This is a genomic window from Streptomyces sp. NPDC022910, from assembly GCF_055561075.1.
Genome location: NZ_JBVHHL010000035.1, coordinates 58,343 through 79,115, shown reverse-complemented (window position 1 = coordinate 79,115; position 20,773 = coordinate 58,343). Strand labels below are relative to the sequence as shown.

General features: G+C 70.9%; 19 protein-coding genes and 2 pseudogenes. 12 read left to right on the top strand and 9 right to left on the bottom strand.

From position 1 onward, the window contains the following. Positions 1-201: 201 nt before the first annotated feature. Together rox and ACZ3TS_RS28215 are read right to left on the bottom strand one after the other, a co-directional pair. Complete coding sequence (rox, locus tag ACZ3TS_RS28220; protein WP_467623276.1) at positions 202-1,746, bottom strand: rifampin monooxygenase; 1,545 nt, start codon at positions 1,744-1,746, stop codon at positions 202-204. 645 nt (positions 1,747-2,391) lie between these two features. Next, on the bottom strand, positions 2,392-3,588 hold the full coding sequence (locus ACZ3TS_RS28215) for a hypothetical protein (protein WP_467623273.1): 1,197 nt from the start codon (positions 3,586-3,588) through the stop codon (positions 2,392-2,394). 351 nt (positions 3,589-3,939) lie between these two features. On the opposite strand from ACZ3TS_RS28215, the gene ACZ3TS_RS28210 reads away from it, so the two are divergent. From ACZ3TS_RS28210 to ACZ3TS_RS28195, 4 genes are all read left to right on the top strand, one after another. Further along, positions 3,940-4,662 carry an aminotransferase class III-fold pyridoxal phosphate-dependent enzyme gene (locus ACZ3TS_RS28210; RefSeq protein WP_467623270.1) on the top strand — a complete coding sequence of 241 codons (723 nt, stop codon included), beginning with the start codon at positions 3,940-3,942 and terminating at the stop codon, positions 4,660-4,662. Then, entirely contained in the window at positions 4,650-5,282 is a 633-nt protein-coding gene (locus ACZ3TS_RS28205) for an aminotransferase class III-fold pyridoxal phosphate-dependent enzyme (RefSeq protein WP_467623267.1), read from the top strand. The genes ACZ3TS_RS28210 and ACZ3TS_RS28205 overlap by 13 nt, the downstream gene beginning before the upstream one ends. Before the next feature lie 42 nt (positions 5,283-5,324). Beyond that, positions 5,325-5,765, top strand: a complete 441-nt coding sequence (locus tag ACZ3TS_RS28200; RefSeq protein ID WP_467623264.1) for an Lrp/AsnC family transcriptional regulator — start codon at positions 5,325-5,327, stop codon at positions 5,763-5,765. 128 nt (positions 5,766-5,893) lie between these two features. Then, complete coding sequence (locus ACZ3TS_RS28195) at positions 5,894-6,148, top strand: DUF5133 domain-containing protein (RefSeq protein ID WP_467623261.1); 255 nt, start codon at positions 5,894-5,896, stop codon at positions 6,146-6,148. Between the two features lie 90 nt (positions 6,149-6,238). Here the strand turns inward: ACZ3TS_RS28195 and ACZ3TS_RS28190 are convergent, their stop codons facing one another. Together ACZ3TS_RS28190 and ACZ3TS_RS28185 are read right to left on the bottom strand one after the other, a co-directional pair. Then, positions 6,239-6,445, bottom strand: coding sequence for a hypothetical protein (locus ACZ3TS_RS28190; RefSeq protein ID WP_467623258.1), 207 nt, complete (start codon positions 6,443-6,445; stop codon positions 6,239-6,241). A gap of 194 nt (positions 6,446-6,639) precedes the next feature. Then, positions 6,640-7,792: pseudogene (locus ACZ3TS_RS28185) on the bottom strand (alginate lyase family protein). 231 nt (positions 7,793-8,023) lie between these two features. Between ACZ3TS_RS28185 and ACZ3TS_RS28180 the strand changes: the two are divergent. From ACZ3TS_RS28180 to ACZ3TS_RS28170, 3 genes and pseudogenes are all read left to right on the top strand, one after another. Then, complete coding sequence (locus ACZ3TS_RS28180; protein ID WP_467623288.1) at positions 8,024-8,509, top strand: Lrp/AsnC family transcriptional regulator; 486 nt, start codon at positions 8,024-8,026, stop codon at positions 8,507-8,509. A 179-nt stretch (positions 8,510-8,688) separates the two neighbouring features. After that, positions 8,689-9,174 (top strand): DUF2000 domain-containing protein, encoded by a 486-nt coding sequence (locus ACZ3TS_RS28175; RefSeq protein WP_467623256.1) that lies wholly within the window; start codon positions 8,689-8,691, stop codon positions 9,172-9,174. A 299-nt stretch (positions 9,175-9,473) separates the two neighbouring features. Beyond that, positions 9,474-10,253, top strand: a pseudogene (locus ACZ3TS_RS28170) (putative Ig domain-containing protein); the annotation flags it as partial. 85 nt (positions 10,254-10,338) lie between these two features. On the opposite strand, the gene ACZ3TS_RS28165 reads toward ACZ3TS_RS28170, so the two are convergent. Together ACZ3TS_RS28165 and ACZ3TS_RS28160 are read right to left on the bottom strand one after the other, a co-directional pair. Beyond that, positions 10,339-11,133: an N-formylglutamate amidohydrolase gene (locus tag ACZ3TS_RS28165; RefSeq protein WP_467623253.1), complete on the bottom strand. Its 795-nt coding sequence runs from the start codon at positions 11,131-11,133 to the stop codon at positions 10,339-10,341. Between the two features lie 95 nt (positions 11,134-11,228). After that, the gene (locus tag ACZ3TS_RS28160) at positions 11,229-12,086 is read right to left on the bottom strand and encodes a fructosamine kinase family protein (RefSeq protein WP_467623250.1); all 858 of its coding nucleotides are present in this window, start codon (positions 12,084-12,086) and stop codon (positions 11,229-11,231) included. Positions 12,087-12,260: 174 nt separating this feature from the next. Here ACZ3TS_RS28160 and ACZ3TS_RS28155 point away from each other — a divergent pair, with 174 nt between their 5' ends. The 4 genes from ACZ3TS_RS28155 (at position 12,261) to ACZ3TS_RS28140 (ending at position 16,870) form a co-directional block, all read left to right on the top strand. After that, positions 12,261-13,229 (top strand): polysaccharide pyruvyl transferase family protein, encoded by a 969-nt coding sequence (locus ACZ3TS_RS28155; protein ID WP_467623247.1) that lies wholly within the window; start codon positions 12,261-12,263, stop codon positions 13,227-13,229. Between the two features lie 724 nt (positions 13,230-13,953). Further along, complete coding sequence (locus tag ACZ3TS_RS28150; protein WP_467623244.1) at positions 13,954-14,919, top strand: glycosyltransferase family 9 protein; 966 nt, start codon at positions 13,954-13,956, stop codon at positions 14,917-14,919. After that, complete coding sequence (locus ACZ3TS_RS28145) at positions 14,916-15,806, top strand: glycosyltransferase family 2 protein (protein WP_467623241.1); 891 nt, start codon at positions 14,916-14,918, stop codon at positions 15,804-15,806. Before ACZ3TS_RS28150 ends, ACZ3TS_RS28145 begins: the two co-directional genes overlap by 4 nt. 65 nt (positions 15,807-15,871) lie before the next feature. Continuing rightward, complete coding sequence (locus tag ACZ3TS_RS28140; RefSeq protein ID WP_467623238.1) at positions 15,872-16,870, top strand: glycosyltransferase family 2 protein; 999 nt, start codon at positions 15,872-15,874, stop codon at positions 16,868-16,870. A 66-nt stretch (positions 16,871-16,936) separates the two neighbouring features. Here the strand turns inward: ACZ3TS_RS28140 and ACZ3TS_RS28135 are convergent, their stop codons facing one another. The 3 genes from ACZ3TS_RS28135 to ACZ3TS_RS28125 all read right to left on the bottom strand — a co-directional run bounded on the left by ACZ3TS_RS28135 (position 16,937) and on the right by ACZ3TS_RS28125 (position 19,731). Then, complete coding sequence (locus ACZ3TS_RS28135; protein WP_467623235.1) at positions 16,937-17,131, bottom strand: DUF2795 domain-containing protein; 195 nt, start codon at positions 17,129-17,131, stop codon at positions 16,937-16,939. 113 nt (positions 17,132-17,244) lie between these two features. After that, positions 17,245-18,270: a cytochrome d ubiquinol oxidase subunit II gene (locus ACZ3TS_RS28130; RefSeq protein ID WP_467623232.1), complete on the bottom strand. Its 1,026-nt coding sequence runs from the start codon at positions 18,268-18,270 to the stop codon at positions 17,245-17,247. Between the two features lie 48 nt (positions 18,271-18,318). Next, the gene (locus ACZ3TS_RS28125; protein ID WP_467623229.1) at positions 18,319-19,731 is read right to left on the bottom strand and encodes a cytochrome ubiquinol oxidase subunit I; all 1,413 of its coding nucleotides are present in this window, start codon (positions 19,729-19,731) and stop codon (positions 18,319-18,321) included. A 243-nt stretch (positions 19,732-19,974) separates the two neighbouring features. Between ACZ3TS_RS28125 and ACZ3TS_RS28120 the strand changes: the two genes are divergently transcribed. Continuing rightward, entirely contained in the window at positions 19,975-20,505 is a 531-nt protein-coding gene (locus tag ACZ3TS_RS28120; protein WP_467623226.1) for a hypothetical protein, read from the top strand. The last annotated feature ends 268 nt before the right edge of the window (positions 20,506-20,773 follow it).

Here is a 20,773-nt window from a genome sequence, read left to right as displayed (position 1 = left end):
CCCCCCGAGATCTACTGCCCAACCGGGGAGAAACGCTGTCCACCAGCGGGGAGATTAACTGTCCGCCAGTGGGGAGTTCCTACTGTCCCTTGACACCCTGGCGCCAGAGCACCACGGCTGATGCTGTCTCCAGCCTTCCGATGGTCAGTCGCTACTGGCCGTTCGATCCTCCTCACGGGCCTTTCGGTTGCTCAGGCGAAATCAGTTGGCGGGCTTGCCGAACCAGCGGGAGAGGTGGTCGTCCAGGTCCTGCTGATCCTCGCCGATCCAGGCGACGTGGCCGTCGGGGCGTAGCAGGACGCACGGAACATCCAGTACCGCAGTGGGATCCGCGAGGTGATCGACCCGGTCTGACCAGCCGCCGACGGTCAGGCGTTCGGTGCGGTCCAGCAGCAGGCCGCGACCGCGAAGCAGCAGACCGTAGAGGTGGCCCTTTTTCACGTCGATGTCGCGCAGGCGGCGGCCGAGCAGGTCGGGGTCTTCGCCGAAGTCGTAGCGGATGCCGATCGCGGTGATCTTCTCGATCAGATAGCGGTTCACCTCGTCGAAGTCCATCAGTTCGGTGAGCAGCCTGCGCACGGCCTGCGGGCCCGGTTCGGTGGAGTGCAGTTCCATCTGGGCGCGGGTGTTGTCCAGCACGTCCTCGGCGACCGGATGACGTTCGGCCTGGTAGGTGTCCAGCAGTGTTTTTGGCGCCCAGCCGCGGATCTGTGCGGCCAGTTTCCAGCCGAGGTTGAATGCGTCCTGAACGCCCAGGTTGAGGCCCTGCCCGCCGGTGGGTGGATGGATGTGTGCCGCATCGCCGGCCAGCAGCACCCGCCCGACCCGATAGCGTTCGGCCAGCCGGGTGGCATCCCCGAAGCGGGACAACCAGCGCGGCGAGTGCACGCCGAAATCGGTTCCGGCGATGGTGCGCAGCTGTTGTTTGAAATCCTCGAGGGTGGGCGGTTCCGCGCGATCGCTGACTCCCGCGGCGGGGACTACGACGCTATAGACCCCTGCACCGAAGGGCCGGAGCCAGAATCGCTGATGGGTCTCGCGGATTTCGGTCACCTTGGCGGCGATCTCCTCCTGCGGCACGCCCACTTCCATCTCGCCCATCAGCGTCTCGGTCCGCGAGGGCTCGCCGGGGAAGCCGACGCCGAGCAGTTTGCGCACCGTACTGCGCCCGCCGTCACAGCCGACGAGATAGCGCGAACGCAGCTGTTCGCCGTCGGCCAACTCGACGGTCACACCCTCGTCGTCCTGCTCGAAACCGGCCACCGCGCAACCGCGCCGGACCTGCGCACCCAGTTGGGTCGCATGTTCTTCGAGCAGGTGAACGATGACCGGCTGTGGGATGCCCAGCAGATAGGCGTGCGCCGAATCCAACTCCTGGGGCGCGGGTTTGTTGATGGCGGCGAAGAATCCGCCGGCCGGACGCTGTCTTCCGTGTTCGCGAATCCGATCCAGCAGTCCGCGCATGGCCATCAGCTCGAGACTGCGAATGTGCAGACCGACGATGCGGACGAACGACACGGGCTCGGTTTCCTTCTCCAGAACGAGTACCCGCACGTCGTGCAGCCGCAGTTCGGCGGCCAGCATCGCGCCAGTCGGCCCGCACCCGGCAATGATCACGTCGAACATGAGGGGCGCGCGATCGGCGCCGGAGGCCGAGGACCGGAGTCCGGGGACGTCGCCCACGGTGAAGTCGCGCTCGACCGTATCGTTCGACGACGGCTCGGCGGTGAACTGCGGAGAGTCCATAGGTGTTGCCTTTCGGGAGTGCCTTGTTGTGGAGGCGCTCCCGGCGACACCTACGTCAATCGCCGGCCGTGACGGGAAGGGGGAGCACCCACGTCGATACTGCGTTCATGGGTCTCACCTCCTCGGGCGGTGTCACGGTCCACTGCAAGCTACAAGCCCGAGTATCACCCCGTCCAATCCTTTCCCAGCCACGTGACCACGACTCCGAACGACTCCGAACGGGCCCGAGCGGTTGCAGGGCGAATCCGGCGTGGCGGCCCGGCTGGTCCCGGTCACGGTCGACGATCTGATCCTGGCCGCCCCGAGGTGGACCGGATCTCGGAACACGCTGCGGGCTGGAACCGGAGGCGCTCGACGAGCGCGAGCGGCTGCGCGAGGCCCACGAGCAGGGTGACCGGCCGCCCCGCGCGGCTGCTTTGCACCGTGGGTCAAAGACAGGGGACCGGGGCCACGTACGGCGCTCCACCTCGACCACCGCACAGACGGGCCGGCTCGCCGACTCCGTAGACTTCCTCGCGGGCGCTCGCTCCGGCCGCCGCTGGGCGCGCCCCATCGTCATGGAGTCGATCCTGCGCGGCGCGATGGGCCGCATCAGCGGCTACCAGCGCCGCACCGCGTGGCCCTGGGCCCAACGGTCGTTCCTGGTCAGCCTTTTGACTGTCCGTCCGCCTCGGTCGCGGAGGGGCTCGTCTGCGAGGCGGCGTCATCAGGAGTGCGCTCCGCCGCGCCGGGCGTGCGCAGCAGCTTCGCGCCGTCCCGCACGCGTTCCAGGGGCTTGGCCAGGGCACGCAAGGAGAAACCTTCTCTCTTGCGCGGCTCCTGCCGTGGTGATGGCAGCGTGCCGAAGGACTCCCGGTAGGCCGCCAGCGCGTCATTGGCGAGTTCGGCCGCCTCCCGGTAGAGGTCGCGCGACTTCGTCATGGCGTCGAGTGCCTCGGCGTAGGCGGCGACCTGACGGCGCGCCAGGGCCAGTTCCTCCTCCATGGTCGTCAGGTGCCATTGCTTGCGCAGCGCCGACAGCGCTTCCTCGGCTCCGTGGGGCAGAGGTAGGGGCAGTTCGGCGTGGCGTCGCACGGTGTCGATGAGATCCGTGGGCAGCGAACCGTCGAGGAACACCGAGCGCACGCTGAAGTGGTTGTGGTCGACACCGGGGCCGGTCGGCGCAGCGGGGAGTACCACGGCGCCACCGCGGGGCATCCGCACTCCGAGGTCGTAGAGCGCCCAGTTGACCACCTGGAACTGCTCGGGGGCGGCCCGGTGCTCCACGACGCGGTGTCGCAGGCTGGGCGGCAGCAGGGGCGCCAGCGGGCGCCGTCCGCGCTCGCCGGGGGTCATCGCCTCGTGGACGACCACATGGATGCTCCACGTGCGGCGCGCGCACTCCTTGAGCAGGCGCCGAAGCGCCCGGTCGTCCGCAGGCAGCGGGTTGATCTCCCGGAAGCGGAGTCCGGGAACCACGTCATGGTCCCAGGGGGCGTCCGCGTCCTCGGGCCAGAAGACGGTGGCGGGTGAGGGCCAGTCGAGGTCCCAGGGTCGGTCCGCCTCGGCCACCAGCACCCAGTCCTGCGCCTCGTCGTTGCCGTGAGTCGCCCCGACGTCCAGGCGGGCCCGTACGACGACGTCGTCGGCGACCAGCCAGCGGGCTTCGAAGGCGCGGCCGGCCGCGTCGTCGGTGGCGTGGGCGTGGCCGTCGAACTCGAGGTGGTCCTGGATGACCGCGGCGCTTTTCAGCTCCCGCAGGCGGCGGCGGACGGTGTCCTCGGCACCCGGGCCGAGGTGTCGCCCGCGTGCCAGCCACACGGTGTCGGGAGCCGTGGCACGGGCGGTGGGGGACTTTGCCATGGGTCACTCTGTGGGGACGAGAACGGGGGAGCGCCTCCCAGTATGGTCCGCGCACGGCACGGGACCGGAGGCGAGGTCGGTCAAGATCGCTTGTCCCACCGTATTCCCCGTTGCCGGGTGGTTGCACACCGCATCGACGGAAGAAGCCCCGGTCGCCACGACCTCCGACCCGAACGGCCGACCGGCGGACGCCGGTCCCGCAACACTCCTCACAGGGCTATCGGTCTCCCTTGATCAGCTCACGCGTGGATCGATCGTTGAATCAAGCGATTCAGCTGTCCAACGTTGATTCAACACTTATTTCCGTCGTACAGTCCCCGTCATCACGTGTTGCCGGAAGTGGGGTACATCATGGACCGCGCCCGACTGCGCCAGCTCCTCGCCCGTGAGAGAGCCGAGGCCGAGCGACAGAACCCCCGTTCGAGGGCTGCCTACGAACGCGCCGACCACCTCTTCGGCCGGGTGCCGATGACCTGGATGAACAAGACCGCGGGCGCCTTCCCCCGCTATCTGGCAGCCGCCGCCGGCGCCCGTGTCACCGACATAGACGGCCACGAGTACATCGACTTCTGCCTCGGCGACACCGGCGCGATGGCCGGGCACTCCCCGGACGCGGTCGCCGCGGCCGTGCAGCGTCGATTCGCCGAGCTGGGCGGTGCGACGGCGATGCTGCCCACGGAGGACGCCGAGTGGGTCGGCGCGGAGCTGACCCGCCGTTTCGGGTTGACGCGGTGGAGCTTCTCGCTGACCGCGACCGACGCCAACCGGTGGGCGATCCGGCTCGCCCGAGCGGTCACCGGCCGTCCGAAGATCCTCGTGAACAGCTACAGCTACCACGGCAGCGTCGACGAGTCGCTCATCGTGGTGGGCCCCGACGGGCGCGGCACCGCCCGGCCCGGCAACGTCGGCGCGCCCTGCGACATCACCCTGACCAGCCGGGTCGCCGAGTTCAACGACCTCGACCAGCTCGAACGCGAGCTCGCGCACGGTGATGTGGCGGCCGTCCTGATGGAGCCCGCGCTCACGGCATCGTGCTGCCCGAGCCGGGCTACCTCGAGGGTGTGCGCGAGCTGACCCGGCGGTCCGGCACCCTGCTCATCAACGACGAGACGCACACCTTCTCGGCCGGGCCGGGCGGATGCACCGCCGCCTGGGGCCTGGAACCGGACATGCTGACCATCGGCAAGGCGATCGGCGGCGGCATTCCCGCGGGTGCCTACGGACTGTCCGCGCAGCTGGCGCAGCAGTTGCTGGACCGCGAGGACCTGGACCTCGTCGACATGGGCGGCGTCGGCGGCACCCTGGCCGGCAACGCGCTGTCGGTCGCCGCGACCCGTGCGACCCTCGAACACGTCCTCACCGACGAGGCGTTCGTCAGGATGGACGAGCTGTCGCAGCGGTTCGAAGCGGGCGTGCGGGCCGGTATCGAGCGGTGGAGCCTGCCCTGGTCGGTCAGCCGGCTCGGCGCCCGCACGGAATACCGCTTCGCCAACCCGGCCCCGCGCACCGGTACGCAGTCCGCGGCCGCCTCCGACACCGGGCTCGAGGACTATCTCCACCTCTACCTGGCCAACCGGGGCCTGCTGCTCACCCCGTTCCACAACATGGCCTTGATGTGCCCGGTGACCACCGACAAGGACGTCGACACCCACACCGAGGTCTTCGACGCCGCCCTGTCCGAGCTGGTCGGCTGATCCATATCGGTAGGCTGGGCACAGATCGCCGGGGAGGACAGCGTGGACGAGATCGACCGGAACATTCTGCGCGAGCTGCAGACCGACGGCCGCATCGCCTACGCCGACCTGGGGCCCAGGGTCGGCCTCTCCGCCTCCGCGGCCCGTCAGCGTCTGCAAAGGCTCATCGACTCCAAGGTCGTCCAGGTGGTCGGGGTCACCGACCCGATGCGGATGGGCGGCCAGGCGATGGCCCTGCTCGGCGTCACCGTCGACGGCGACCCGCGGGCCGTCGCCGACGAGTTGGCCGGCCACCAGGAAGTGGTCTACTCGGTGCTGACGTCGGGAGGGTTCGACCTGTTCGTGGAGGTCGTCTGCGCCGGGCCCCGTGAACTGCTCGACTTCGTCAACGACGTGGTCCGGGCGGCGGACGGCGTCGAGCGGGTCCAGTCGTTCCCCTACTTCGGCATCCACACCCATCGGTTCCTCTGGAACGTGGGATAGCGAGAGGCAGGCGACGCACTCGGTTCCAAGCGTCGAGATCGGGCCAAAGTGTGCTCCTGCGAGGGGAGTTGTGCATGGCCCGCCGGTGACGGGGCACTCGGCTCGAAAATCGAGAGAGAGGCCTGGCTGTGCTCGTTCCGGATCCGAAGGTCGTCAGAGGGCTGCTGACCCGGTATGCGTCCCTGCAGATCGCGCTCGCCGACAGGGAGACGCCCCTACGGGCGCGAGAGTTGCAGGACGTCAGCTACACGCTGTGCGTGATGATGGGAACCCGGAGCGTACGCGACGCCATAGCGGCCGCGGACGCGCTGCTCGTGGCGGAGAGCCCGAAGGGCGGAGCCCAGGAGCCGGACAGCGGGAACGGCCTGCCGGTGGCCGTCTGATGGCGCGACGACCGGCCCGGCCGGCACCGGTCCGGATTCACGGCGCCGGAGTGCGGCTCACTCCGGCGCCGTGAATCCGGACCGGGAGCTTCAGGGCAGCAGCTTGTCGAGCGCGGCGCGCCCCTCGGACGCGAGCTTGCGCTCGGCCCATGCCAGGGCCTTGGGGGTGATGTCCCTGCCCGAGGCGAGGACCAGGTCGTCCGGTGAGGCTTCCGGCGGAGCCACGTGCAGCAGCTCGTCCGGCGTGGCACGGTCATCGGACGGACGACGTGACGCATCGGGCTGTGGCGTCGGCATGATGTCTCCTATGCGAGTCGATCCGCAGTGGTGGCACCCGCAGATCGTCATGCGGGCCGGACACCACCCTTCTCCTCACCTTTCATCGTGATGGCGCCGCGCGCATCCCGAGAGACGGCGCAGCCGAGTTTCATGACTCGCCGTGATGTTGCGGTTACTTACTGTGCTGATGAGGAGTCACCTGGTGGCCTCGGTCAGGCGTCGTCTCGCCCGGCGCGCCCCCGACGGCGCAGCAGAAGCAGGCCGCCCGCGACAGCGGTGACGCCCGCCGCGGCGGTCCATACGAGCAGGTCCGAGAAGCCGGTGGCCGCGAGGTCGTCTCCCCGGCCGCCCTGCGGACTCGCCGAGGACGACTGCGCGCCGGATGCGGTACCGCCACGGGAGCCGGAGGCGGGCGTGGAAGACGCCGTCGCATCGGTGGATGTCACCCGGTCACGGGTGAACGTCAGGGTGCCGAAGCCGGGTTGGTCGTACCCGCCGCTGTTCGGACCGTAGTCGCCGCCGCCTCCCTCGGTTCCAGGCCAATTCGCAGACGGTGCCCATCGGGCCGACACCGAGCAGGGCATGTCCCTGGTCGCGGCCGGCCTCGGCCCACTCGGCGAGGCCGGCCGAGTACACCACCGGGACGGCGTGGCCGACCGAGCCCATTCCCTCACCGTGCTTGAAGTAGGAGACTGCCCGGTCCACCGAGTCACGGTCGTCGCAGAGGATGCCGACGGCCAGGACGCAGGCCATCACCGTCAGGTCCCAGTTGGCCCAGTAATGGGTGACGTAGGCGCCGTTGTGGCGGGCGAGGAAGTCCGAGCTGAGCGGCAGGAAGACGGTGCGCATCATCTTCTGGAAGCGTGCCAGTTCGAAGCCGTCGCGGTCACGCACGAGTTCGGCGGCATTGGCGAACTGGTAGCCGTACAGGCCGGCCGCGAGGAACCGGTCGGCGGTGCCGTCCAGTTCGGTGAGCGTGGCCGACCAGGCGTTGAGGATGGCGACGGCCGTGTCCGCGTGCGCGGCGTCGCCGGTGATGTGCCAGCGCAGGGCGTTCTGGTAGGCGGCGTGGATGTCGTTGTACAGGGCCGTGTAGTTCTCGGGCGTGCCGGACCCCCGGTAGACGGCCGCCGCCGGGCGCGCGGTCCAGGTGCTCTGCGCGTGCGGGTTGGCGGTCAGCCGGGCGAACCCGGCCTTGTAGGGGGCGGCGCCCGCTTTCACCTCCGCCGCCATGCGGTCGAGGTCGGCCCGGGTGTGCAGCAGCCCGGGGTGTGCGAAGGCCGTGCCCGTCGCCGATGCCTCGCCCGTGGGCGCGGTGGCGGAGAGGGCGGCCGCGCCCGCGGCCGTACCGGCGATCTTGAGCATGCTCCGGCGGCTGATCTGTGCTCTCACGTGCTTCGGTCCTCGGTCTCGTGGGGTGTTGCGATGTGGACGACTTCGCACAGGAGACGGACCGAGGGGCGGCCGATAACAGAAAAAGTGGCGTCGGCCCGCTGGATGTGGCGCAGCACCCGAAGGTACGAGGCACCCGTGCTCCACGTACGGGCCATCGCTGTATTTGCCGAACTTCATGCGGCGTAGGGTGGGCGTATGGACATGGACGCACTGGACCGCGCCCTGCTGCGGGAGTTGCAGGACGACGCACGGCAGACGAACCGGGATCTGGCCGCCAAGACGGGGGTGTCCCCGTCCACCTCGCTGGAGCGGGTGCGCCTGCTGCGGGAGCGGGGTGTGATCACCGGTTACCACGCGGCCGTGGACCTGGAGGCGGTGGGCCGTCCGGTCCAGGCCCTCATCTCGGTCCGCATCCGCCCGCCGGCCCGTCCGGTCATCGAGGGGTTCCGCGAATGGGTCGCGGAACTGCCGGAGACCATCGGTCTGTTCGTCACATCGGGAGCGCACGATTTCCTCATCCACATCGCCGTCCCGGACGTCAACGGCGTCTACGCCTTCGTCATCGACCGTCTGACCGAACGCCGCGAGGTCGCCGACGTGCAGACCACCATGGCGTACGAGCACGTCCAGTCCCGCCGTATCGAACCCGCCGCCGAACGCCCGCGCGACCGCCGTAGGGGCCGCTGACGGGCGGAGAACCCGCCCCCGCACATTCGTCCCCATGCCGCGCGGATCGTCGCACGAAGTACACCGTGACGGACCTGTAGGGCTGCTCTGTCGAGGAAAGTTCGCCAGTTCTTTTATATGGACACGCATCTGCCTAAGCTCCCGCTGCAAGACCACAGAAATGCACAGGAGACCGGGAAATGTCCGACGAAGTCACACCCACCGCCTCCATCGGTTTCGCGCCCGAGGAGTTCGACCCGACCGTCTCGACCCGAGCCGCGCGCCTGAAGTGGGTCGTGGTCGTCGACCGCGACCTCCCGCCGGGCCGCGCCGTCAACGCGGCGATCTGCGCGGCGGCCGCGACACAGTCCGCCGTGACGGGCCTGCTCGGCGACGACGTCGCCGACGCCGAGGGCACCGTGCACCCGGGGCTGCCCTGGACGGGCTGTTCGGTCCTGGCCGCGGACTCGGCCGCGCTCCGTGCCATCCGTGCCAAGGCGGCGTCGTACGCCGACACCTTCGTCGCCGACATGCCGGCTGTGGCCCAGGAGACGCTGGTCTACGCGGATTACCGTGCCTCCCTGGGCAAGACCGCCGCCGAAGACATCGCCTACTGCGCCGTGAGTATCGTCGGCCCGCGCAACCGCGTCAGCAAGATCGTGGGAAAGCTCCCGCTGCTGCCCTGAGCCTGGATGCGTCGCACGCTCGGACTCCTGACGGCGGGTCGGGCGGGGCCACCGAGGGACAACCCTCGAATCGGCCTCCTGTGAATGACATGAACCAGTCAATGCTGGCACCCTGCCACCAGCCTTGATGCAGGCCGTGTCCGGTCGGCTCACGGTCGTGGTTCCCCGCACCGCTCAGCTCGTCCCGGACAGCACACCCCGTCTGCCCGGACTGTCACCGGCCGTAGGACTCGCGGCCGCAGCAGGAGGAGTTACGAGTGAGACGTAACCCCCGTCAGGCGACGGCGGCAGGCGCCCTGGTGGCGAACGCCTTCGCCGGGATCAACGTCGGCAGCCACATCACGCGGCCGTCCTCGGGCGTGACGGTCACCAACCCCGGCAGCCAGTCCTCCACCGTGGGCACCGCGGTGAGCCTGCAGATCTCGGCCTCCAGCACCAACAGTGGTGCGCTCACCTACAGCGCGAGCGGTCTGCCGACCGGCCTGTCGATCAACAGCTCGACCGGCGTCATCTCCGGCACCCCGACTGCGGCGGGAACCTACAGCACCACGGTGACGGTGACCGACAGCACAGGTGCCACCGGTACCGCCAGCTTCACCTGGCCGGTCGGCTCCTCCGGCGGCACCTGCTCCTCGGCGCAGTTGCTGGGCAACGCCGGCTTCGAGTCGGGCAACACCACCTGGACCGCCACGAGCGGGGTCATCACCAATGACAGCGGTGAGGCGGCGCACGGCGGTTCGTACAAGGCCTGGCTCGACGGGTACGGGTCCTCCCACGCCGACACGCTGTCCCAGTCGGTGACGATCCCGTCCGGCTGCAAGGCCACGTTCACCTTCTACCTGCACATCGACACGGCGGAGACCACCACCGGCACCCAGTACGACAAGCTGACGGTGACCGCCGGTTCGACCACGCTGGCGACGTACTCGAACCTCAACGCCGCCTCCGGCTACACCCAGAAGTCCTTCGACCTGTCCTCGTTCGCGGGGTCCACGGTCACCCTGAAGTTCAGCGGCGTGGAGGACTCCTCGCTGCAGACCAGCTTCGTCGTCGACGACACCGCCCTGACGACCGGCTGACATCCGCTCCGTCCGTGGGGACCGCCCGCCGGGTGGCCCCCACGGCGCTTTCGCTGCGGACACAGGCGGGGTACCGGTCGGTGCGTCAGGACACGACGTCGACCAGGGCCGCCAGCGCCGATGCGAGGCGGGTGAGCCCGGGACCCGCGGCCCCGCCCGGTTCGGTCATATAGGTGTCGCGGCGGATCTCCAGCATGAGGGCCGCGACCCGTGACTGCCTGCCGTAGAAATCCAAGGGCACGTACGCCCCGGAGAAGGGGCTGTCGACCTCCGTCCCCCCGAACTCCGCGAACACCTTGCGCGCCCGGTCGGCCAGCTCGGGCGGCGTGTGGAAGGCATCGGTCCCCAGGCAGACCGGCGGCCGGGGGCCGTCGCCGTGCAGTTCGTAGGGCAGGCGGGTGGTGGGATAGGAGTGGACGTCCAGGACGACGGCCCGCCCGGTGGCGGTCAGCCGGTCCGCCACCGCCGCCGCCATCGCCTGGGCATACGGGTGGAAGTAGCGCCGGAGCAGCGGCTGCGGATCGATGTCGGCGGGTCGTAGGGGCCCGTGGTGCGTGGTGCGGGTGTAGACGGCGCCCATTCCCACGGCGAGCATCTCCTCCCGTTCGTCGGGGAACCGCTCGGGGTCGACCACCAGCCGCGACAGCCGGTTGACGAACCGCCAGGGCGTGACCGTGGCGGACTCCGCGGCGAGCGCGGCCAGCGCTGCGGTGTGCGCGTCCGTAATGTGGTCCAGCTCGCGGTCGAGGGACGTGTCGTCGAGCAGAATGCCCGAGCGTACGTCGGACGGGATCTCGCGTGCGGAGTGCGGCACATGAAGAATCACGGGCGACTCATCGGCACCGGGCAGCAGTTCGAACGACGGGGCGGCGGGGGACACGGGGAGGGCTCCTTCCGGTGCGGTGACCAGGTGACCGTACCCCTGGCTGCCGGCAGCCGGGGCCATACCTTCCGCACTTCAGGACCGTGCTCCGGTCACCTGGTGAGGGCCGCACGAGCCACTGTCAGTGCCTGCTCGGCGTAGCCGCGGCCGAACAGCACCGCGTGGACGAGCAGCGGAAAGAGCTGGTGCAGCCCGAGGCGGTCCGTCCAGCCGTCCGCCAGAGGTGCCGCCTCCTGGTAGCCGTCCACCAGCCGGTCCAGGTGCGGGCAGCCGAAGAGATGGAGCATGGCCAGGTCGGTCTCCCGGTGCCCGCCGTGCGCGGCGGGGTCGATGAGCCAGGCGTGTCCGTCGGCGCCCCACAGAACGTTGCCGTTCCACAGATCGCCGTGCAGCCGGGCGGGCGGCTCGGCGGGACCGGCCAGTCCGGGCAAGCGCTCGCAGACGCGTTGGAACACGGCGGCCTCGGTGTGCCGCAGCGTGCCGTCGTCCACCGCGCGCCGCAGATACGGCAGCACCCGGTGCTCGGCATACCAGCACGGCCACTCGTCACCCGGGACGTTCCGCATGGGCGCGAGGCCGATGTACGCGTCCTCGGGGCCGTGCGGTGGCGGAGCGCCGAAGGCGGGCGCGCCGGTGGCGTGCAGGGCGGCCAGCTCCCGGCCGAAGCGGGTCGCCGCCCCGGCACTCGGCCGGCCCTGCGGGATGCGGTCGGTCACCAGCCAGCGCCCGTCGTGACCGTGCACAGCGGGGACCCGGACCGTACCCGCGTCCGCCAGCCATCGCAGCCCGGCCGCCTCGGCCCGCACCGCGTCCGGGTCCTCGCCACGCTTGACCATCACCACATGCTCTCCGGCGAGGGTGACTTCGGTGAGCGCCCCGGACAGTGGACGCTCACTCGTCACCGATCGGCCTGTGAACCGGGCCGCCGCGGGCCCCGGCCCTTCGGACATGGTCGGCACCTCGTCGTATCCCTCCGGACGGACAGAAGGAAGCCGGACGATACCGTACGAGGCCTCCGCGCAAGGCCGCACACGGCGAGGCCTGGGATACGCAGGGCGGTCGATGGTGCGAAAGCGCGGGTCGGGGCGAGTGGGGGTGGCCCGGAGGGGAACTCGTGAGTCGCTGTGTGCGCGAAGATTCTGCTGACCGGGTGGTTCAGCATCCTGGACGGTGAGGCCACCGCGGGGGATGTACTGGCCCTGCGGCGGGTCGAGGATGTGCTGCGCCGGGAGTCGATGGACTACGACGTGGCGTGGAGCCCGGGGTTCCGGCCGTCGGCGCTGCATCTGGACGACGTGCAGCCGACCGCCTACACACACCTGGTCTTCGTCTGCGGGCCCCTGCACGGGCCCCAGGTGGAGGAACTGCACCGGCGTTTCGCGCACTGCGTACGGATCGCTGTGGGGACCTCCGTACTCGACGCGGCCGACCCGGCAGTCACCGGATTCCACCGCGTACTGCCGAGGGATGCGCCCACCGTGGCCCCGGTGCCCGACCTCGCCGCCCGCGCTCCCGTCGAAACGGCGACGCCCGTCGTGGGCGTGATCCTCACGCACGGACAGCACGAGTACGGGGTGAGGCGACGGCACGACGAGACCGCCGAAGCGGTGACGCGGTGGCTGGGGAGCAAGGACTGCGCGCGTGTGGAGCTGGAGACCCGGCTCGACGAGCGTGACTGGCGGCTGTGCGCCACGCCCGCGCAGTTCGAGTCCGTGCTGGCCCGGATGGACCTGGTGGTCACCGATCGGCTGCACGGGCTGGTGCTCGCGCTGCGCGGCGGCCTGCCGGCGCTGGCGGTGGACCCCGTCGCCGGCGGCGCAAAGCTGACCGCGCAGGCCGACGCGTGCGGCTGGCCCGCCCTGGTGCCCGCAGACCACCTCAGCATCGGGCGGTTGGACCGCTGGTGGCAGTGGTGCCTGACCTCCGGCCGGGTCGCGGCCCGGCAGATACGCCGGGAATTCCTGGAGGAGCCGGAGGCGGACGCCGCCCCGGACCTGGTGGCGGTGCTGACCGAGCCGCCGGAGTGGAGCGGGGCCGCCACGGAGGCCCCGCACCAGGGAACGGTCCCCTCCGAGCGGCGGGGCCCGACATAGGGCCGCGTGGCTGTCACGTCGGCCGCCGGACGTGAGGGACGCCGCGTCCGGGCCTGCCCCGGATCAGACCGGTGCTTCGGCGACGTGCAGGGGAACGACACCGCACGGTGTCTCGGCGTAGCCGCCCTGGGCTCGCTCCGCACAGCCTCCAGGACCTCGAGCCGGTTGGGCGCGCCGCGCACGACTGCCGTCGCGAACGCGAGGGGAGGAGTGCGTGCTCCCCATCGCGCGGCTGTCGATGCCGCCGCGGCCACCGCCTCGACCATGTACGCCACCCCGGCATCCCCCATGGACCCGTCCGCATCGACATGGTCGGACAGCCGCTGCTTCCACTTGGCGGTGTGTACCGGCAGCGGCACGCCGCGCTCCGCGTCCGCCACCATCAGGCGGATCGTGTTCGACCCCACATCAATCACGCTCACCCGCACGGCGGCGAAGCACCCCGTTCGGCTCACGGGATGCCAGGCGGTGCAGCACATGAACGGGCGCATCGCATCCATGAACGGGCGCTCGCATGAAAGCGACTCGGTTGGGCACTCGAACGGCCGTGAGTCGCCGACCGGGGTGTACCGGGGTCCGGCGCCGTGTGAAGGCATCCCTCCCCCCTCGGCGGAAGGAAGACCGTGCTGTGGAAGGAAGACTGTGCTGATGACACCGGCGACGTCTTCCGCGATGCCGACGACACGGCTCCCCTGGGGACACACTGGCGGGCTGAGGAGCCGCGGTGAAGGCGCTCGTCGTGCGGCTCGACGGCTTCGGCGGCGTTCTTCCGGCCGGTCCGGCCATCGGCACGCCGGCCACCCGGGCCACTCACATGACGGGAACTCGCGGTGCGCCCGACGACGTATGCGTGTGGCAGGCGCCCCGGGAGGGCGTCAGCCCGCCGAGCGTGGACGAGGCGGACACCGACGCGCTGATAGGCGAGTTGTGGGAAGCGTCCTACGACGTCGCGCTGCTTCTGACCCCGTTCCACCAGAGCCCCCTGCCGGCTGCGCTTCTGCTGCGGATGGCACACGTGCGCCGCATCGGCGCCGACAGCGTGGAACATTCCGGCAGTCTCCTCGACATCGCCAACCGACGCCTGCCCTGCCGGCACGAGGCCGAGGCGGCCCTCGACACGGCCGCCGCGCCGGGCCTCCTTCCCAGGACCGGCGGGGAGGACGGACGGCTGCGCGGGCTGCCCACCCCCGATACCACCGGGCTCACGGGCGACGGTCCCTACCCGGGGGCCGGCGCGACCACGGACGCCTGGGACCCCCACCGCTGCGCGGAGGCGGTCGCCCTGCTCGCCGACGCCGGCCATCGCGTCGTCGTCACGGGCGGCCCCGGGCAGACCGCTCTGACCCGGCACTTCAGCGGTGACACGGCCGTCGACCTCGGAGGCCGTACAGACGCGCGCAGGCCGGCCGGGGTCCTGCGCGCCGCGGATGTCGTCGTCGCCGGTAGTACCGGTCCCGGCCATCGCGCCGCGGCCCCCGGCACTCGGGTCGTCTCGCTCTGCTCCTCGGTGGTGCCCGCCGAGGAGCGGGACCCGTACGGAGTGCCCCATGTCGTGCTCGGCGACCGCGGCATCCGGTATGCGGACCTCCGCACCGGCCACGGCCCGGTACCGGACCACCCACGCCTGGACGAAGTCACGGCCCAGGACGTGATCAGCGGCGTACGGAAACTCCTCGAGGAGGGCGTGTGAAGGCATTCGACGCGCCCGGCCCGCACTTCCCCCGCGTCACTGTCGCGGTGATCACCCGCAATCGCCGCGAGGGTGTGCTGCGCACCCTGGACCGGCTCGCCGCCCTGCCCGAGCGGCCACCGGTCGTCATCGTCGACAACGGCTCCGCCGACGCTACCGTGGCCGCGGTGCGTGCCCACCCGCTGGGGGCGCACGTCCTCGCCGTGGAACGCAACACCGGAGCCCTTGGCCGCAACCTCGCGGTACGGTACGCCACCACCCCTTACGTCGCCTTCAGCGACGACGACTCCTGGTGGGCGCCGGGCGCGCTCGACGCCGCCGCGGACCTTCTCGACGCGTACCCGCGCCTCGGTCTGCTGGCCGCCCGCACCCTGGTGGGGCCGGAGAGCGTCGAGGACCCCTTGAACTCCGTACTCGCCAACTCCCCGCTGCCGCCGGCCCACGACCTGCCAGGCCGCCCGGTGCTGGGCTTCCTCGCATGTGCGGCCGTGGCCCGCCGCCGGGCCTTCCTCGACGCCGGCGGCTTCCACCGTGTGCTCTTCGGCGGCGAGGAGACACTGCTCGCCTACGACCTGGCGGCGCGCGGCTGGGGTGTGACCCATGTGCCGTCGGTGACGGCCCATCACCATCCCGACGCGGGCGGTCGACCCGGCCGCTCCGCGGTCCAGCGGCGCAACGCCCTGCTCACCGCCTGGCTCCGGCGACCCCTGACGGTGGCCCTCCGCCACACCGCTCACCTCGCCGCCGCGGCCGTCCGTGGCGAGCGGGACGCCGGGGCGGCCCTGCGAGGCGCGATCGCCCGGCTCCCCGCGGCCCTCCAGGAGCGTGAACCGCTGCCCGAACACATCGAACACGAGGTCCGCCTGCTGGAGCGTGCGGCTTCATGAACACCGTGGACCGACGACAGACGATGACCGAGGACGGGACGAGAGACGACCGAGGACGAACGGACATGACCCACGACACTCCGCACGGTCGCGCCGCGGCCCGCCGGCACGACGACGGGCGCCCCGGCCGCACGGAGAAAGACCTCGCGAGGCACGGCGACGAAGGTCCCCCGGACCCTCGTACGACCGTCGTGGTCATCACCCGCGACCGCCGCGCCGAGTTGCTGCGCACCCTGCGGACGCTGCGAGAGCTTCCGGAGCGGCCCGAAGTCGTCGTCACGGACAACGGATCGAGCGACGGCACCCCCGAGGCCGTCGCCCGTGATTTCCCCGAGGTCCGGCTGCTGTGCCCCGGACGGAACATGGGGGCGGTCGGCCGCAATCTCGCGGTGCGCCACGTGCGGACGCCCTACATCGCGTTCTGCGACGACGACACCTGGTGGGAGCCGGGCTCCCTGAGGCGGGCCGCAGACCTCCTCGACGCCCATCCGCAGCTGGCGGCCGTGACGGCTCGTATCGTGGTCGAGCCGTCGGGGGAGGAGGACCCGGTCGTGGCCGAACTCCGAGACTCACCCCTCACCGGACCCGACTGGATGCCCGGTCCCGCCCTGGGCTCGTTCCTCGCCGCCGCGACGGTGATGCGTGCCCACGCCTTCCGTTCCGTGGGAGGCTTCCATCCCGGCCTGTGGCTGGGCGGTGAAGAGGAACTCCTCGCCACCGATCTCCTCCGGCGGGGCCACTGGCTCGGCTACATACCCGAACTGACCGTCCACCACGCCGCGTCCCAGGTCCGGGACGGCACACACCGGCGTGTCCTCGGCCTTCGCAACACGCTCTGGTTCACCTGGCTGCGCCGCCCCTGGCCGTCCGCCCTGCGCCGCACCTGGTACCTGCTGCGCACCGTGCCGCGGGACCTTGCGTCCGTGCGTGCCTTCGCACGAGCGGCAGCAGGACTTCCCTGGGTGCTCAAACAGCGCGATCCCGTCCCCGCCGATCTGGAAGCCCGGTTGGCGGCGCTGGAGCGGGCGCGGCGCACGTCCCCCGCCCGTAGGTACGTCGGCTGAGACGAGCGGCACCTGAGCGGTGCCGCGGCGGCCGGGGAAGGCCCGGCCGCCGCGGCACGGAGTGGGTCACTCGTTCTGGAAGACCGCCTTGCTCACCTCGGCCGGGTTCTGGAACTTCTTCTTCCCGAGATGTGAGATGCGCTCGGTGATCTCCTTGGGCGCGTGATTGTTCTGGGCGACCTTCGTGAGCTGCTCGGTGTCGGCCGGGTACTCCGCACCGGACAGTGCTTTCTGCAGATCCGTTGGCCTGACAGCCGCCATGGCTCCTCCAGGACGGTGGGATGTTCGGTTTCCGGTTGACAGGCGCCGACTCGGCGCCGAGCCCCCGAGTACCCATGACCCGGCGAGACGATTCGAGCGACTGGGCCGCTGTCTCAGGTGCCTCGCTCATCCTGCGTACGCCGCCTGGGTGCGGGCCGGTGCTGGAAGAGCGCGTACAGCCACAGCAGCGACGGCACGAGCAGGACCGCGCCGACGGCCAGGGCCGCGAGGGCGGCGCCGAGTACGGAGGGCCGGGAGGCGCTGTCCCCCACGGAGACCGACGGTGGCAGCATCGCCGGGTACTGGGCGACTCCCCAGCTCCACAGGACGGCCGCGACGGCCGTGGCCGCCGTGAACCGCACGAAGGCCAGGTGGGCACCCACGAGCAACACCAGGCCGACCAGGCCCAGCACGGCAGAGAGGACGACGAGAGGAAGCGCTCGGTGCGTGAGGCCGTGGAACAGTTGCGGCGCGTCCGCGTGCAGGACTGCGATGCCCGCCAGCGCCACGACGCCGGTCACCAGGCCGGTGACCAGCGCCCTGCGCCGGAAGTAGGTGACCAGTTCCGGATCGTCGGCCCGGGCGGCGTCACCGGTCAGATAGACCGCCGCCAGGTAGGCGCAGGCAAGGACGGCCAGCACACCGCCGAGCGCGGAGGTCGGATTGAGCCAGCTGGTGACCAGGTCCCCCTTGGCCAGGCCGGGGGGAACACGCCCCGAGGCGACGGCACCGGCGACCGAGCCGAGGAAGTAGGGCGTGACGACCGACGAGAGGGCGAAGAAGCCGCCGAACAGGCGCTGCTGCCACACCTCGGTACTGGCCTTGCGGAAGGCGAACGCGGCGCCGCGGGCGATGATGCCGAGGGCGGTGAGGGTCAGGGGGATGTAGAGGGTGGACATCACGGCGGCGAACACGGGAGAGAACCCCGTCCACAGCATGACGACGACGAAGATCAGCCATACGTGGTTGGCCTCCCAGACCGGGCCGATGCTGTGTTCGATGAGTGCGCGCGGGCGCCTGCCACGCCTGCTGCCCCCGGCGAGCAGGTCCCACAGGCCCGCCCCGAAGTCGGCTCCGCCGAACAGGGCGTAGCAGGTCAGACCGACCCACATGACGGCCAGAGCCGTGTCGGCGAGCATCAGCGTCCCCTTGTCGCGGTGGTGCGGACGGACATGGCGGGTGAGCGGTCAGACAACGGGGTACTCCTCAACGTCGCGCTCCTGGGGCGCGACGGGGACGGGGCGGTCGCGCGTCAGCCGGCGGAGCACGTACACGGTGCCCGCGGTCATCAGCACGTAGACGCCCACGACCAGCCACAGTCCGACCATCAGCCCCGGAGCGACGTTCACGGCGTCGTGGACCCGCAGCAGGCCCCACACGACCCACGGTTGACGTCCCTCTTCGGTCACGGTCCAGCCGCACTCGAGGGCGACGACCGCCGCCGGTCCGGTGAGGGCGCCCAGCAGGAGGAAGAAGCGGAGCGGGCGGCTCGCTCCCTCCAGCCAGGGACCGGGACGGCGCCTTCGGCGCAGCCAGAGCACGAGCAGCCACAAGCCCACCGCGAGCAGGAAGAGACCGCAACCGACCATGAGGTCGAAGGCCAGGTGGACTCCGGTGACCGGGGGCCACTCGTCGCGCGGTACCTCGTAGAGCCCCTTGATCACCGTGTCAGGGCTGAAGCCGACCAGCAGGGACAGACCGTTGGGGATCTCCACGCCGTACCGCAGTGCGTTCTGTCCGGCGATACCGCCGACGGTCAGGGGAACGTGGTCACCGGTCCGGTAGACCCCCTCCATCGCGGCCAGTTTCACCGGCTGGTAGTGGGCGACGAACCGCGCGGCCCAGTCCCCGACGACCAGCTGGGCCGGGGTGACGATCGCGCCCAGGACCAGGGGAACGGTGAAGCCGAGACGGTGGTAGCGGTCCCGGCGGCCGCGCAGCATCGCGACCGCGTACACGCTGCAGGTGAGGAAGGCCGCCACCATGAGCGCCGCCAGGATCATATGGGTGGTCTGCGGCGGTGTCGCAGGGTTGAACATCGCCGCCCAGGGGTCGACGTCCACGACCTTGCCGTCGCGCAGTGTGAAGCCGCGTGGCTGGTTCATCCAGGCGTTGGCGCACACGACGAAGAACGCCGACGCGACTCCGGCGACGACGATGGGCACACCCGTGAGCAGATGGAGGCGTGGCGGCAGCCGGTCCCATGCGTACAGGTAGATGCCCAGGAAGATCGCCTCGATGAAGAAGGCGACGCCCTCCATGGCGAACGGCAGGCCGAGGACCTGACCGTAGGTGCCCATCAAGCCGGGCCACAGCAGGCCCATCTCGAAGCTGAGGATGGTCCCGGACACCGCGCCGACCGCGAAGAGCACCCCCATGGCGCGGGCCCACCTGCGGGCCAGCAGGCGGTAGGTGGGGTCTCCGGTGCGCTCGCCCCACCACTCCACGACCAAAGTGAGGAGCGGAAGGCCGACGCCGAGGCAGGCCAGAACGATGTGCCAGGCGAGGGAGAACCCCATCTGCGCGCGGGCGGCGTCGAGATTGCCCTGGCTGACGCCCGCGAGGGTCAGTGCTCGCGGCACCCCGGTGACCGGCTCCATCGAACACGTCCTCTCCCACACCCGGCTGCTCTCACACCGGGTGGCGCGCCTCACCCCCAGGCACAGCTTCGCGGCACCGCCCGGCGTATGCGCCGTGCGACACGCGTCGTTCCGGCCGAAGCGCCCGGGCCGCAGGCATGACGGCCGCACCAGGGGCGCCCCGGAGCGGGTGGTTCGTGCGGCGCCCGGGTACCCGGGCGGTCTCGCACGTTCGGCGCGCGCACGCCGAGAGAGGTGACGACCATGACGACACAGGCGGGCAGAACCTCCGCCGGGCGCACCGGGGGAACCAATACGGACCTGCTCGGCATCTACCTCAACGACCACCTGGCCGGGTCGACCATCGGCACCCGGCGAGCCCATTACATGGTCCGGGCCCACCGCGGTACTCCGCTCGGCAAGGCGTTGGAGCCGATCGCCGCCGAAATCACCGAGGACCGCGAAAGTCTGCTCGCGATCATGAGGGGGCTCGGGGTCCCGGCGCGCCGGTACAAGGTCTGGGCGGGGTGGGCGTTCGAGACGGCGGGGCGCCTGAAGAGCAACGGCCGCCTCGTCGGCCGCTCGCCGCTCAGCTCGGTGCTGGAGCTCGAGTTCCTCCGGCTGGGCGTCGAGGGGAAGGCCGCCGGGTGGCGGACGCTGCGCGGGCTCGCGGGGGACGACGACCGTCTCGACCGGCGCGGACTCGACGGCCTGCTCGAACGGGCCCAGCGGCAGCTGCGGACTCTGGAGGAACTGCGCTTCGAGCAGTCGAAGGAGGTCTTCCGGGCGGCCTGACACGCGTAATACCCGGTTTCCGCGGAGGTGACGACCACCTCTTGTGAGGTTCCGACTCGCGCGCTGCCGACATCAGCTCGTCCCTCATCCCGCCCGAGCGGTACGCCAGCCGGGAGGACGTCGCGCGGTCGGTCGGGGTGGACCCTGACTCGGACCCGCGACACAACCAGCGGGCAGCGTGCGGAGCAGCCACGCGAGGGCGACGAACCGGCGCTGTCGCAACACCTGCGGGACGCCCCCGGGCCGCCGGTCCAGGAAGAGCTGGAGA